Source organism: Arthrobacter sp. StoSoilB22, assembly GCF_019977315.1.
Taxonomy (GTDB): domain Bacteria; phylum Actinomycetota; class Actinomycetes; order Actinomycetales; family Micrococcaceae; genus Arthrobacter.
In genome coordinates, this window is the sequence record NZ_AP024652.1 from 1,026,064 (window position 1) to 1,040,330 (window position 14,267).

A 14,267-nucleotide genomic window follows, 5' to 3' on the forward strand; every position below is an offset into this window, starting at 1 on the left:
GCCATATTATCCCGGTATTACAATTGGATCCATGGTCAGGTTGCCGCTTACACCCGCAGAGGCCGAGCGCGGACAACGCCTCGGAGCTCTCTTGCGTCGAGCGCGGGGTGAACGCTCCATGCTGGAAACGGCTCTGGATGCTCGAGTGTCGCCCGAAACGCTTCGAAAGATCGAATCAGGGCGGGTTGCGACGCCCGCGTTCCCCACTGTTGCTGCGATCGCCGAGGTTCTGGGACTATCCCTCGATGAGGTCTGGGCGGAGATCAATCAGCCGGAGCGTGCCATTGAGCCGGACAGCCGACGTCGGAGCGCCCGCGAATGGTTGGCTTCGTAGCCTGAGTGCTGAGCTGCCAGTGTTGCGCGCCTCAGCGCTTGGGTCGTGCCCGGACGTGGAGCCGTTCGCCCTGCTGCCCGAAGAGAGTGAGAAGCTCCACCGGCTCTTTGGTGGCGCTGGCAAACCAGTGTGGTGTGCGGGTATCAAATTCCGCCACCTCGCCCGGTTTCAGGACAAAGTCGTTCTCGCCTAGGACCAATCTGAGCTTGCCGTTGAGGATATACACCCAGTCGTAGCCCTCATGTGATTGCGGTGTGGGAGTCTCCTTGCCCGTGCCACCCCTGAGGACCATCTTGAAGGCCTGGATGCCGCCAGGACGTCGCGTGAGGGGAACGGCCGTTCCCCACTCGTGAACGTGCGGCTTGAGATGAATGCGGGGATCGCCCGTTTCGGGGGCATCAATAAGCTCTTCCAAGGGGACCTGATACAGCCGCGCAATGGGGAGAAGAAACTCCAAGGTCGGTTTGCGTTGACCTGACTCCAGCCGGGAGAGCGTGCTCACGGAGATGCCTGTTACTTCCGAAGCTTCAGTAAGGGTCACGTTGCGTTGGGTCCTCATGGCGCGCAGGCGAGGGCCGACGGCGTCGAGCATGGTGCTGAAATCGGTAGCCATGTTCCCCAGTTTGCCATATTGGCAAACTTCCTTGCTGTTTCTTGCCTTCTGGCAAACCATGGAAGAAGCGGCGCAGGGCCGGTGGATGCGCGGAGGCACTTGTGGGTACGGAAATCGAGAACTTCGGAACGGTGGACGAGTATGACGTCGTAGTGGTGGGAGGTGGCGCGGCTGGCTTGAGTGCCGCGCTGACCCTCGGCAGGGCCTTACGGTCCGTCCTCGTCATCGACGCCGGCGAGCCGCGAAATGCTCCCGCGGCCGGGGTGCACGGATTCCTGTCGCGGGACGGAATCAATCCCAAGGAACTGCTGGAACTCGGACGCGCGGAGGCGATCCAGTACGGAGTGGACATCGTGTCCGGCATCGTAGTCGGGGCACGCTCGACGGCCGGCCCTGCGAACGGATCCGAACCCACCTTCGAGGTGGATCTGGCAGACGGACGAACGGTGAGAGCCCGCCGTTTGCTGGTCACCACCGGACTGGTGGACATACTCCCGGACGTGCAAGGCCTTCGTGGGCGGTGGGGCAAAGATGTCCTGCACTGCCCCTATTGCCACGGCTGGGAAGTCCGGAACAAAGCGATCGGGATCCTGGGGTCAGGGCCGATGGCATTGCACCAGGCGTTGCTGTTCCGCCAATGGAGTTCCAACATCACCTTGTTCCTCAATGACGTGGTGGAGCCGACGGAAGAACAATGGGAGCAGTTGGCTGCCCGTTCCATCACCGTAGTGGACGGCAAAGTCCAGGCCCTCCAAGTAACTGACGACGCTTTGGCGGGTGTCATCCTGGCATCGGGAACCACCATCCCAGTGGAAGCTGTAGTCACCGCCCCACGGTTGGAGGCCAGGTCTGCCGTGCTGGAATCCTTGGGCGTCCCCACGGTGGAGCACCCCATGGGGGTGGGAAGCCACGTAGAGGTCAATCCAATGGGTGGTGCCACGTCAGTGCCGGGTGTCTACGCTGCAGGAAACGTCACCGACCTCATGGGCCAGGTGATGGCCTCCGCAGCCGCAGGTGTCATGTCAGGAGCCGCAATCAACGCAGATCTCATAATGGAGGAGACCAATCGGGCTGTTGAGGATGCGCGCAAGTCGGCTGTATCCCGCTGATAGGAATCCCGGACCGAATCGAAATTCGACAAGGAAAGGCGCTGCGCATGCAGCGCCTTTCCTTGTTCGAGTGGGCCGTAGTAAGGCTCCTGCACCCTACGATGTAGACGTCAGGAATTCCCGGGCAGCCGTCACCAGCGCTTCGGTTCCGCGAGCCAGCGTCGGCTCAATGACGGGAGCAAAGTACGGCGAGTGATTAGAGGGAATGTCCTCCGGAAGCCGACCTGTTGTGGCGAACTCCTTGAACAGGGCAGGTTCGGCGCCACCCAGGAACCAGAAAACCAGTGGAGCTCCGGCGGCCTTCGCCAGGGCTCCAACGTCTTCGCTTCCGGACACCGGGCCAGGGTCCATGATCTGTGCCTCGCCGAACTTTGCTTTGAAGGCAGCGGACACCCTGTCGGTCGCAGCTTGGTCGTTGACGGTCAGCGGGAAATGCTCTTCAAACTTGATCTCAGGGTCCTTGGGCGCGCCTGAAGCTGTGGATTCACTCTTGGCAATGCGCTCAATGGAACCGAGGATCTTGTTCCTGGTGGCATCGCTAAAGGTGCGGACGCTCAGGCCTAGAGTTGCTGTTTCGGGGATGATGTTGTTCTTGGTTCCTGAATGAATCTGCCCAACAGTCACCACCGCGGAGTCACTGGCGGCGAGCTCACGCGACACAATGCCCTGCAACCGCACGGTGGTTGCAGCTGCCATCAGCACCGGGTCAACAGTGGTCTCCGGACGCGATCCGTGGCCACCTCGTCCGTGCAGGGTGATGTTGAGGGAATCGGCGGACGCCATGGTGACGCCGGGCCGGATGCCGAACCAGCCGGCGGGGAACGGGGCAACATGTTGGCCCAAGACGATATCTGGTTTCGGCACCACGTTATACAGCCCGTCGGCAACCATGGTTGCTGCCCCGCCGCCCCATTCCTCGGCCGGCTGGAAGAGGGCGATCAGGGTGCCCTGCCACTCATCACGCCGGCCCGCCAGAACCTCCGCCGCGCCTACTAGGCAGCTCACATGCACGTCATGGCCGCAGGCGTGCATGACAGGCATGTCTTTGCCCTCATGATCAACACCCATCGCAGTGCTTGCGTAGTCCAAACCCGTTGTTTCCTTGACCGGCAACGCATCCATGTCAGCCCGGAGCATCACCACCGGCCCGGGCCCATTGTCCAGAACACCAACAACGCCGGTCTTTCCGATATTGCGATGAACGGTGAAGCCAAGATCTTCAAGATGTCCCGCAGCGATCCCGGCTGTTCGGGTCTCCTGAAAGGACAGTTCGGGGTTGGCGTGCAGGTCTTTGTAAAGCTCTTCGAGGTCAATGGTCATGAGTTTGCCCTTTTCGTTCGACGCCATAGTTTGGCCAGTGTATCCAGCCCATAAATGCAAAGTCTGGGAAGCCCCGGCACACTGGAGGGCATGAACCATTCCGAATCAGTCACCACACAGCTGTCCACTGTTGAGGAGTGGACCAAGGCGCTGGCAGAATCCAGCGGGTCCCCGGGAGGCGGTGCTGGAACCGGGGTGATGCTCTCCATCGCGGCGTCGTTGACGTCCATGGTGGCCGGATATACCGAGCCGGAAAAGTCGCAGCACCAACAGCTCGACGGCATTCACTCCCGTGCCCTCAAACTCCGGCAAACTGCCCTGCAACTAGCCGATGACGACGCTTCCGCTTCCAATGCCTTCGGCGCCGCTTTCCGCCTGGATCCCGGACCTGAACGCGAGAAGGCCATCCATCAAGCCTCCGTCGATGCCGCTAAGGCATCAGCGGTGCTCGGGGAGCGGGCCATTGATGCCACTGAAGACCTCGGGTGGCTCGCCGCCAACGGAAATCCTGCGCTGATCGCCGACGTCGTAGTGGGTTTCGGGGCACTCCGGGCAGCCATAGCCGGGGCCCGAACCAACGTAAGCTTCGACCTCGCATCCCTGACCTCCGCCGGCGCCACGCTGCAGGAAGTCAGGGAACAACACCCGGACTTGTGGAACACCGTCAGCCAGCTCAGCGAAGCCCTCGACAGAATCGACCAACTGACTGCCGGCGTCGACAAGAAAGCGGCGCCGACCGAAGCCTTGTGAGGCCCGGTTTGCATGGCAAGTCCCTACGGAACCATGCAGAGCGGGCCTCACAACGGCATTACTGCGCCTTCGGCGCTCTGCCTATTACTGCGCCTTCGGCGCTCTGCCTATTACTGCGCCTTCGGCGCTCTGCCTATTACTGCGCCTTCGGCACACGCCGGAGCACGACGGCGGCGAGCACTGCCGCGCCGGCCATCAGTACCAGCCCAATCGCCGCAGTGATGTGGACGCCGGACTCGAAAGCTGTCCGGGCGGCATGTGTGAGCGCCTCCGACAATGGAGCCGGAAGAGCGCCCGCCGCATCAACAGCACCGGCGAGGGTTTCACCGGAATTCCCGGCGGCCTGCTCGGAGATGCCGTCCGGCATGATCAGGTTGTGCTGGTAGGACGCCGTGAGGATGGAGCCAAGTACTGCCGTTCCCAGGAGCGACCCCAGCTCGTAGCCGGTCTCGGAGATGGCCGAGGCTGCGCCGGATTTGTCGGCCGGCACCGATGCCAGGATGAGGTCATTGGAGATCGTCTCCGCCGCGCCAACCCCCACGGCCAACACGGTGAGCGCCGACAACAGGAACACGGGGCCGCTGCCGTGATCGCCCACTACGACGATCAGATAACCCACAGCGCTGAGCGTCAGGCCTGCGGCCACAACGAACCCTGGCCGCACGCGCTTGACCAATGGCACCACCAGTAGTCCGGCGATGACCGTGGCCAGGAGGGCGGGAATCATGGCGATACCGGCCTCCATAGGGGACTGGCCCTCAACAAGTTGCAGGTGCTGGGCGAAGAAGTAGATGAAGCCCGTCATGGAGAACAGGGACAGCACGTTCGCCACGATGGCCGTGCTGAACACCTTGTTCTTGAACAAGGCAACATCCAACATGGGGTTCTCGATCCGCTGCTGGCGACGCACGAACAGGATGCCCATCACCACGCCGAAGCCCATGAAGGCTGCTGCGGAGGCTCCGAAACCATGAACCGCGAATTCTTTGATCCCGTATACGAACGGCGCCATGGTGACGACGGACAGAACGATGCTGCGCACATCCACACGTCCCGGGTTGGAGTCCTTGGACTCCGGAATCAGGACCCGGCCGAAAGCCAGCAGGGGGAGGAGTAGGAATGCTGCAACCAGGAAGACGGCGCCCCACCAGAAGTGCTCCACCAGCCAGCCGCCAAAGATCGGGCCAAGGGCGGCGCCACCGGAGAACCCGGCTGCCCAGACAGCGATCGCCAAGCGGCGACGGTTGGGGTCGGTGAAGATGTTCCGGATCAAGGACAACGTGGACGGCATCAACATGGCGCCGAAGACACCAAGACCGGCGCGCCCGGCGATCAGCCATTCAGCGGACGGCGCGAATGCTGTAGCAGCCGACACCGCCGCGAAGCCCGTGCTGCCGATCAGCAGCAGCCGCCGTCGTCCGATCCTGTCGCCCAAGTTGCCCATGGAGACGAGCAGTGCTGCGAGGACCAGCGGGTACGCATCAACAATCCACAGCAACTGCACGCCTCCGACATTCAGGGAGCGGGCAATCTCCGGCAAGGCAAAGGTGAGCGCGGTGTTGTCGACGGCCACCAGCAGCACCGGAAACATCAGGAGTGCCAAGGCCGTCCAGTCGCGCCACGGTGCCGCTTGGCCCTTGACGGGGTGAGCGGAACGGGGTGCTTGGGTTGAGGACGGCGAGAACATGGATTCAACTATACCGTCCAGACGGTACAGTTTCAACTATAGCCCCCATGAACCTTTAGGGAATGATGGATACATGCCACGAAAACCAATTGCCCGGGACGCCGTCCTGGATGCCTTTGAAGCCCTCCTCATAGAAGTAGGGGAGCGGGCTGCCACACTAGACGCCGTCGCCAAGCGCGCAGGGGTGTCCAAAGGCGGACTGCTCTACCACTTCCCCAACAAGGAAGCGCTGATTACGGCCCTTTTGGAGCGCCTGGACCTGCTGGCCGATGAAGATACTGAACTCATGAAGGCGGCGCCGGATGGTTCAGCGGCATACTTCATCAGGTCCTCTCTCTGGGCAGATACGCCCATGGACCGGGCATTCGTCGCCGCTACCAGGCTGGCTGAGGTGGCTCACGAGGAAACCCGCCGCAGGTTTGCCGCAATTCAACAGCGGTGGCTTGACGTGCTGGCAGAAGACGTCGGACCCGAGGTTGCCAAGGCTGTCAGCTATATGGGCGACGGACTCTATTTCAACGCGATCTTTGAAGGCGGCCAGGAGGGCGGCAATGCCGGGCGGGAGGCCGACGTCGAAATCCTTCTGGGGGTCCTTGAACGCCTGCGGAAGTAGCAGCTCATCCATTTGCTGCTGAGGCCCGAGCGTAGGACAATTAACTCTTGTGGCGTGCCCTACATGGTGCCCATACACAATTGAACATGCCTTTGATCTGCGGCGGGAGAGTCCTGCAGGCAAGTGATGCAGGCGCCGTAGGAGCAAACCCTCCCCAGGAATCTCTCAGGCCCACGCACCGCCGCGGCGAGGCAACTCTGGAAAGCAGCAGGTACTCAGCCTATCCACGGGCGAACGGGTACTGTGCTCACCGACGGTGCAAGCGATGGTTGTTCACGCAACGCGCGGAAACTCTCAGGTCCAATACAGAGCGGGGAGGAACCCAGCCGCTGTGGCGTACCCAAACGCCGCCCAAGTAATGGAGTTCCTTCGTGACGGTTAGTTCTGCCTCCACCACCTTCGTCGATCGGCATATCGGCGCCCGCCGCCAGGCCGACATTGAGACCATGCTCAAGTCCATCGGCTACGACACCGTCGATTCGCTGGTCGACACCGCCGTCCCGAACGATATCCGCCAGGATGTTGCGCTCACCCTGCAAAACGCCCTGAGCGAAGTTGAGGTTCTTGCCGAGCTCCGCAAGCTCGCCTCCAAGAACAAGACTGCCGTTCAGATGATCGGCCAGGGCTACTACGACACCGTGACGCCGCCGGTGATCCGCCGCAACATCCTGGAATCTCCGGCTTGGTACACCGCCTACACCCCCTACCAGCCGGAAATCTCGCAGGGCCGCCTCGAAGCGCTCCTCAACTTCCAGACCATGGTCCAGGACCTGGTTGGCCTGCCGATCGCCAACGCCTCCCTGCTGGACGAAGCAACTGCCGTGGCCGAGGCCGTCCTGATGATGCGCCGCGCCAACAAGAACAAAGCTGCCCAGGATGGCAAGACCGTCCTTGACGCCGACTGCCTGCCGCAGACCATCGCGATCGTGAAGGGCCGCGCGGAAGCGCTTGGCTTTGAGGTTGAGGTTGCTGACCTCTCGCTTGGTCTCCCGGAAGGCACCATTAACGGTGTTGTCCTGCAGCAGCCCGGCGTCTCCGGCCGCGTCTTTGACCACTCCGAGGTCATCGCCGCAGCCAAGGAACGCGGCGCACTGGTCACCGTGGCTGCCGATCTCCTCTCCCTTACGCTCATCACCCCTCCCGGTGAGCAGGGCGCCGACATCGCTGTTGGTTCCGCACAGCGCCTGGGCGTTCCGCTGTTCTTCGGCGGCCCGCACGCTGCGTACATGGCCGTCCAGAAGGGGCTGGAGCGTTCCATGCCCGGCCGTCTGGTGGGCGTTTCCAAGGACGACGCCGGTGTCCCCGCCTACCGCTTGGCGCTGCAGACCCGCGAGCAGCACATCCGCCGCGAGAAGGCCACCTCCAACATCTGTACGGCACAGGCATTGCTGGCCATCGTGGCCTCCATGTACGCCGTTTACCACGGCCCTGAAGGCCTGAAAGCGATCGCGGAGACCGCGCACGGTCACGCCCGTACCCTTGCAGCGTCCCTGAAGGCGGCCGGCGTCGAGGTCCTCCACGGTTCCTTCTTCGACACCATCACCGTCCGCGTCCCCGGTAAGGCTGCGGAGATCGTGGCCGCCGCTGAGGCCAAAGGCATTAACCTCCGCGGCATTGATGCTGACACCGTGGGTATGTCTGTTGACGAGACCACTACATCTGAGATTGTCGGCGGTCTCCTTGAAGTCTTTGGTGCTTCGGTAACCGAAACCGCTGAAGGCTTCGCCCTGGAATCCTCCGTGGAGCGCACCAGCGATTTCATGCAGCACCCGGTGTTTAACACGCACCGCTCCGAAACCCAGCTACTGCGCTACATCCGCAAGCTCTCTGACCGCGACCTCGCGCTGGACCGCACCATGATTCCGCTGGGCTCCTGCACCATGAAGCTCAACGCCACGGCAGAGATGGAAGCCATCTCCTGGCCGGAATTCGCCTCGATCCACCCGTTCGCTCCGGATTCGCAGACCGAGGGTTGGCGTGATCTCATCACCGACCTCGAAGCGCAGCTGACTGAGATCACCGGCTACGACCAGGTGTCCATCCAGCCGAATGCCGGTTCGCAGGGTGAGCTCGCTGGCCTCCTGGCCATCCGCGGCTACCACCTGTCCAATGGCGATGATCAGCGCAACGTGTGCCTCATTCCTGCTTCCGCGCACGGCACCAACGCTGCCTCGGCAGTGCTCGCCGGCATGAAGGTAGTGGTTGTTGCCACCGCTCCGGATGGCACCATCGATCACGTTGACCTCAAGAACAAGATCGAAGCTAACCGCGACGCTCTCTCCGCCATCATGATCACTTACCCGTCCACGCACGGTGTGTACGACGCCGACGTCCGCGAAGTCTGCGACGCCATCCACGAGGCCGGCGGCCAGGTGTACATCGACGGCGCCAACCTCAACGCGCTGGTTGGCTTGGCCCAGCCGGGCAAGTTCGGCGGCGACGTGTCCCACCTGAACCTGCACAAGACCTTCTGCATCCCGCACGGTGGTGGTGGACCGGGCGTTGGCCCGGTAGCGGCGAAGGCACACCTGGCGCCGTTCATGCCCGGTGATGCCGCGTCTTGGACTGAGGGCAACGACGTCCCGATTTCCGCATCCCGTTTCGGTTCTGCCGGCGTTCTGCCGATTTCCTGGGCGTACGTGAAGCTCATGGGCGGCCAGGGTCTCACCGAAGCCACCAAGTCCGCGTTGCTCGCTGCGAACTACATCGCTTCACGCCTCAACGAGTACTTCCCGGTCCTCTACACCGGCGAAGGCGGACTTGTTGCCCACGAGTGCATCCTCGACCTCCGTGAACTGACAGCCAAGACCGGCGTCACCGCTGAGGACGTTGCCAAGCGCCTCATCGACTTCGGCTTCCACGCACCCACCCTGGCCTTCCCGGTAGCGGGAACGCTCATGGTGGAGCCCACCGAGTCCGAGGACCTTGCGGAGATCGACCGCTTCATCGAAGCCATGATCGCCATCCGTGCCGAGATCGACCAGGTTGCCCACGGCGACTTCTCCGTGCAGGATTCCCCGCTCCGCCGCGCACCCCACACGGCTGCCGCCGTCGTAAGTTCCGATTGGGACCGTTCCTACCCGCGTGAGCAGGCCGCCTTCCCGGTCCACCACCTGAAGCAGGACAAATACTTCCCGCCGGTGGGTCGCATCGACGGCGCAGCTGGCGACCGCAATCTGGTCTGCTCCTGCCCGCCAATCGAAGACTTCGAAAACTAAGGGGTTCCGGAAAATGACTGAGAAATACACAGCCCTTTACGAAGAGAACAAGAAGCTCGGCGCGTCCTTCACCGACTTCGGGGGCTGGCAGATGCCCCTCAAGTACTCGTCCGAACTGGCCGAGCACCACGCCGTCCGCAAGGCCGCAGGCCTCTTCGACCTCTCCCACATGGGCGAAGTCTGGGTCACCGGTCCCGAGGCCGCCGCGTTCCTGGACTACGCCTTGGTAGGCAAGATCTCCGCCATGGCCGTCGGCAAGGCCAAGTACTCGCTGATCTGCCAGGAAGACGGCGGCATCATCGATGACCTGATCGTCTACCGCCGGGCCTCTACCGAAGAAGGCTCGGACAAATTCCTGGTGGTACCGAACGCAGGCAACGCTGCGGTTGTGGCGTCCGCGCTGCAGGAGCGCGCCGCCGGTTTTGACGTCGTAGTTGAAGACGCCTCCGCTGAGACCTCGCTGATTGCCGTGCAGGGTCCCCTCGCCGAAGCCATCCTGCTCCGCCTGGTGCCCGCCGAACAGCACGCACTGGTCACCGAACTCAAGTACTACGCGGCGGTGGAAGTACCGTTCACGTTCGACGGCGGCACGCAAGACCTGCTGCTCGCCCGCACCGGATACACCGGCGAAGACGGCTTTGAGATCTTTGTGGCCAACGAATCAGCTGCCGCACTGTGGCAGGCGATTGCGGCTGCCGCGAATGAAGGCGAACTCACCCCAGCCGGCCTCGCCTCCCGCGATTCCCTGCGTCTCGAAGCCGGAATGCCCCTCTATGGCAACGAGCTCTCCCGTGAAGGCAACCCCTTCGCAGCAGGACTCGGTCCCGTAGTGGCATTGTCCAAGGAAGGCGACTTCGTCGGCAAGGACGCACTGGCTGCACTGAAGGCCGACGGCGCCGGCTCCACCAGCGGACGGAAACTCGTTGGCCTGAAGGGCCTCGGTCGCCGTGCCGGACGCAGTCACTACCCGGTCCTCAAGGACGGCACAGTGATTGGCGAAGTCACCTCCGGCCAGCCCAGCCCCACGCTCGGCTACCCGGTAGCGTTGGCGTATGTCGACGTCGAACACTCAGAGCTTGGTACCGCGCTGGACATTGACCTGCGGGGTAAAACTGAGCCCTTCGAAGTGGTCGCACTGCCGTTCTACAAGCGGGTTCGCTGAATCAGTCGCCTTCGGCCGGCGGGTCCGACCTCCTCTGCATGCTCGGTCGCATGTGCGCCCGCTGAGCGGACGCGATGCTCCACGGGGGCCACGCCGTCCGGGTTCCCTGGCCGAGCTTGCGAGGCGAGGGGGACGGTGGGGAGCATGCTGCCGGAGGCCGGACTCGCGTGGCCGTGCGGTGGGGGAGCGGATTCCAGAAGCGTGCGTCAAAGCGACGAAGGAGCAGCACGCGGAGGAATTCGGTGCCACACCGCCAGGCCAACCACTCAGACGGCCCACACGCGACACAATTAGATGTAGCCACTACACGTAAAGGAAACAGAATGCCCAAAGTAGCGCCCGAACTTCAGTACTCCGACGAGCACGAATGGGTTTCACGCGGAGACGGGAACTCCGTGTCCGTTGGTATCTCCGAGGTTGCCACCGACGCACTGGGTGACATCGTGTACGTCGACCTCCCCGAGGTTGGCTCCACGGTGACCGCTGGCGAGACCTGTGGCGAAGTTGAGTCCACCAAGTCCGTCTCTGACCTGTACTCGCCGGTCACCGGTGAGGTCACCGAGATCAACGACGCCGTTGTATCCGACCCCGCCCTGATCAACAACGATCCCTACGGCGCCGGTTGGTTGTTCAAGGTCGCCGCCGAGTCCGAGGGCCCGTTGCTCTCGGCCGAGGAATACGCCTCCAAGAATGGCGGAGACCTCTCCTAACTCCCACCCCGACCGAGTCCGATTCGGGGGTTCGCTGCGGGCTGTGCCGTGCGCACGGCATGTTCTGCAGCTAGACCCCGAATTGGGCGCCGGGCTGACCGGCACACGGGGGGCGGCCCTCCGGTAGGACCATCTGCCGGACCGTTTTCAAGCTTTGTTAAGGAATCCCGACCATGGCTGTTGGCGTTTTCGATCTGTTTACTGTGGGTATTGGCCCGTCGAGTTCTCATACTGTGGGGCCGATGCGGGCCGGGGCGGTGTTTGCCCGGGAGCTCAAGGACGCTGGTGTCCTGGGTTCGGTGGCTTCGCTGCGGGTTGATTTGTATGGTTCGTTGGCTGCGACGGGCCGGGGGCATGGGACCATGACGGCTACGTTGCTGGGTTTGGAGGGTTATCACCCTGAGCTGATCCTGCCGGACGAGGTTGAGGAACGGCTCGCTGCGATCGCCGAGACGGGTGTGCTGAATCTGGCTGGTGCTTCGGGTGGGGGTGTGGAGTTGCCGTATGCGGTGGAGGATATGGTTCTTCATCCGTTGACGGTGTTGCCGCGGCATACGAATGGGATGAAGTTTCAGGTCTCTGATGCTGAGGGGAACGTTCTCAGGGAGGCGACGTTCTTTTCGGTGGGTGGTGGGTTCATTGTCCGGGAGGGTGAGGAAGACGCGGCCCTGGAGGATCTTGAGGAGTCGAAGAAGGAGTTGCCGTTGCCGTTTAGGACGGCGGCGGAGTTGATGGGCCGGTGTTCGTCCAAGGGGTTGGGCATTAGCGACATCATGTTCATCAATGAGCGTGCCAGCAGGTCTGAGGAGGAGATCCGTGAGGGTCTTCTGCATATCTGGTCCGTGATGGAGGCCTGTGTTGAAACGTCGTTGAAGCGTGAGGGTGTGTTGCCCGGCGGTTTGAAGGTTCGTCGTCGTTCTCCTGATTGGTTGGAGCGGCTCCTGAAGGAGGACAAGGACCGGAATGATCCGAAGTATTGGCAGGAGTGGGTGAACCTGATCGCGTTGGCGGTCAATGAGGAGAACGCTTCCGGTGGCCGGGTGGTAACGGCGCCGACCAATGGTGCGGCGGGCATTATTCCGGCGGTGTTGTATTACGCGTTGAACTACGCCCCGGGCATGGACAAAGCTACCCAGCAGGACCGGGAAGATGTGGTGGTGAAGTTCCTGCTCGCTGCCGGTGCTGTGGGGGTTTTGTATAAGGAGCAGGCGTCCATTTCGGGTGCTGAGGTGGGGTGCCAGGGTGAGGTGGGGTCGGCGTCGTCGATGGCTGCTGCCGGGTTGGCGGAGGTGATGGGCGGTACGCCGGGTCAGGTGGAGAACGCGGCGGAGATCGCCATGGAGCATAATCTGGGGCTGACGTGTGATCCGATCGGGGGGTTGGTGCAGATTCCGTGTATTGAGCGGAACGCGATCGCGGCGGCGAAGGCCATCAACGCGGCGAAGATGGCGTTGTGGGGGGATGGGACGCATCGGGTGTCGTTGGATGAGGTGATCGTGACCATGCGGGAGACGGGCAAGGACATGTCCCATAAGTACAAGGAAACCGCGATGGGCGGCCTGGCCGTCAACGTCGTCGAATGCTAATTCTGTAGGCTGTGGGTTCACAACTGTCTCTGGGGGGACCGTATGAATGATCAAGTAAATCCCATTGTTCCCACGCTTTGGGAAGCCGCAGTGGTGGGGGCCGGGCTAGTGTCACTGCTTCTGTTTGTAGCTGCCCTGATCCTGGTACTTCGCACTAAGTCCTTCTCACCGGGCGTTCGGTTCGCGTTGGCGCTATTGGCGCTTGCTGTGCCCGTCGCCGGCCCAGTGGCGGCCGTTGTGGTGGCACTTCTTGAGCAGCGAAGGGCCCGGCGCCCCATTACTGTCAGCCCCTGATGTCATGCTGTATCCATGAGCGGGGGATACAGCAGGGACTTTCTGCGGACACGGCTTGAACTGCCCAGTCCGTCGGCAACCACCATTCTTTTGGACTACACCCACTTCTCCGTGCGGTTCCGGGTTGCCCGGAAGCTCGCGGCAATTGTGGGAGTGAACATCAACGGCAAGGAACTGGTGCCGCTGGCCCGTGAGGGGTCATGGCATGTGGATGACAGAATCCCCCGGGAGCAGCAGGCCGGCCCGGATCTGTACAAGAACAATGCGTTTGATCGCGGCCATCTGGTCCGGCGCCTGGATCCGGTGTGGGGCGATTCAGCAACGGCGAAGAAAGCCAATCAGGACACCTTTAGTTACACCAATGCGGCACCACAAATTGATGACTTCAATCAGGGCAAGGAGCTCTGGGTGGGGCTCGAAGACCACGTTCTTGGCCATGCTGATGCCTATGACGCAAAGCTGAGCGTGTTCACGGGGCCGGTGTTTGTCGATGACGACCCCGTATATCGGGGTGTTCAGATCCCTCGAAAGTTTTGGAAAATTGCGGCATGGACCAACGACGCCAAGCTGGCCGCCGTCGGCTTTGTCCTGGACCAGTCACCCATGCTGGGCAAGGTGGAGCTGAAGAAGGCAATCGTCCAGCGGCTCCTTGAGGGCGAGCCACCGCCGCTGGGCCCCTTCAGGACGTTCCAAGTGCCCATCGGGCAGATAGCGGATCTGACCGGGCTCAGCCTCAGCAGGCTGATCAATGCGGATCGGCTTGTGAGCGGCCAGCGGGAATCCGGCGTGGAACCCAGGGCCATAGAGCTGGAGAGCATGGAGCAGATCAGGCTCTGAACCGTGGTGATCCAGCAGAATCGGGCGATATCCA

General features: G+C 62.3%; 13 protein-coding genes and 1 riboswitch. Of the genes, 10 read left to right on the forward strand and 3 right to left on the reverse strand.

Going from position 1 to position 14,267, the window contains the following annotated elements; all coding sequences use genetic code 11:
* Positions 1-31 precede the first annotated feature (31 nt).
* On the forward strand, positions 32-334 hold the full coding sequence (locus LDN70_RS05040) for a helix-turn-helix domain-containing protein (protein WP_223941946.1): 303 nt from the start codon (positions 32-34) through the stop codon (positions 332-334).
* Between the two features lie 31 nt (positions 335-365).
* Here LDN70_RS05040 and LDN70_RS05045 read toward each other — a convergent pair whose 3' ends face one another.
* Positions 366-947 (reverse strand): helix-turn-helix domain-containing protein, encoded by a 582-nt coding sequence (locus LDN70_RS05045; RefSeq protein ID WP_223941947.1) that lies wholly within the window; start codon positions 945-947, stop codon positions 366-368.
* A gap of 101 nt (positions 948-1,048) precedes the next feature.
* Here LDN70_RS05045 and LDN70_RS05050 point away from each other — a divergent pair, with 101 nt between their 5' ends.
* Positions 1,049-2,056, forward strand: coding sequence for an NAD(P)/FAD-dependent oxidoreductase (locus tag LDN70_RS05050; RefSeq protein ID WP_223941948.1), 1,008 nt, complete (start codon positions 1,049-1,051; stop codon positions 2,054-2,056).
* Positions 2,057-2,152: 96 nt separating this feature from the next.
* Here the strand turns inward: LDN70_RS05050 and LDN70_RS05055 are convergent, their stop codons facing one another.
* Positions 2,153-3,376 (reverse strand): amidohydrolase, encoded by a 1,224-nt coding sequence (locus tag LDN70_RS05055; RefSeq protein WP_223942600.1) that lies wholly within the window; start codon positions 3,374-3,376, stop codon positions 2,153-2,155.
* 90 nt (positions 3,377-3,466) lie between these two features.
* Here LDN70_RS05055 and LDN70_RS05060 point away from each other — a divergent pair, with 90 nt between their 5' ends.
* A complete protein-coding gene (locus LDN70_RS05060) occupies positions 3,467-4,126 on the forward strand; it encodes a cyclodeaminase/cyclohydrolase family protein (protein ID WP_223941949.1) in 660 nt (219 codons plus the stop codon).
* Between the two features lie 136 nt (positions 4,127-4,262).
* On the opposite strand, the gene LDN70_RS05065 is transcribed toward LDN70_RS05060, so the two are convergent.
* On the reverse strand, positions 4,263-5,813 hold the full coding sequence (locus tag LDN70_RS05065; protein WP_223941950.1) for an MFS transporter: 1,551 nt from the start codon (positions 5,811-5,813) through the stop codon (positions 4,263-4,265).
* A gap of 73 nt (positions 5,814-5,886) precedes the next feature.
* On the opposite strand from LDN70_RS05065, the gene LDN70_RS05070 reads away from it, so the two are divergent.
* The 7 genes from LDN70_RS05070 (at position 5,887) to LDN70_RS05100 (ending at position 14,233) form a co-directional block, all read left to right on the forward strand.
* Positions 5,887-6,426 (forward strand): TetR/AcrR family transcriptional regulator, encoded by a 540-nt coding sequence (locus tag LDN70_RS05070; RefSeq protein WP_105691509.1) that lies wholly within the window; start codon positions 5,887-5,889, stop codon positions 6,424-6,426.
* 93 nt (positions 6,427-6,519) lie between these two features.
* Positions 6,520-6,617, forward strand: a riboswitch (glycine riboswitch).
* Positions 6,618-6,797: 180 nt separating this feature from the next.
* Positions 6,798-9,644, forward strand: a complete 2,847-nt coding sequence (gcvP, locus tag LDN70_RS05075) for an aminomethyl-transferring glycine dehydrogenase (protein WP_223941951.1) — start codon at positions 6,798-6,800, stop codon at positions 9,642-9,644.
* 13 nt (positions 9,645-9,657) lie between these two features.
* Positions 9,658-10,806 (forward strand): glycine cleavage system aminomethyltransferase GcvT, encoded by a 1,149-nt coding sequence (gene gcvT / locus LDN70_RS05080; RefSeq protein WP_223941952.1) that lies wholly within the window; start codon positions 9,658-9,660, stop codon positions 10,804-10,806.
* Positions 10,807-11,129: 323 nt separating this feature from the next.
* Positions 11,130-11,516, forward strand: a complete 387-nt coding sequence (gene gcvH / locus LDN70_RS05085) for a glycine cleavage system protein GcvH (RefSeq protein WP_090820475.1) — start codon at positions 11,130-11,132, stop codon at positions 11,514-11,516.
* Between the two features lie 173 nt (positions 11,517-11,689).
* The gene (locus LDN70_RS05090; protein WP_223941953.1) at positions 11,690-13,102 is read left to right on the forward strand and encodes an L-serine ammonia-lyase; all 1,413 of its coding nucleotides are present in this window, start codon (positions 11,690-11,692) and stop codon (positions 13,100-13,102) included.
* 42 nt (positions 13,103-13,144) lie between these two features.
* The gene (locus LDN70_RS05095; RefSeq protein WP_142940109.1) at positions 13,145-13,396 is read left to right on the forward strand and encodes a hypothetical protein; all 252 of its coding nucleotides are present in this window, start codon (positions 13,145-13,147) and stop codon (positions 13,394-13,396) included.
* 15 nt (positions 13,397-13,411) lie between these two features.
* Positions 13,412-14,233: a DNA/RNA non-specific endonuclease gene (locus tag LDN70_RS05100; RefSeq protein WP_166841610.1), complete on the forward strand. Its 822-nt coding sequence runs from the start codon at positions 13,412-13,414 to the stop codon at positions 14,231-14,233.
* The last annotated feature ends 34 nt before the right edge of the window (positions 14,234-14,267 follow it).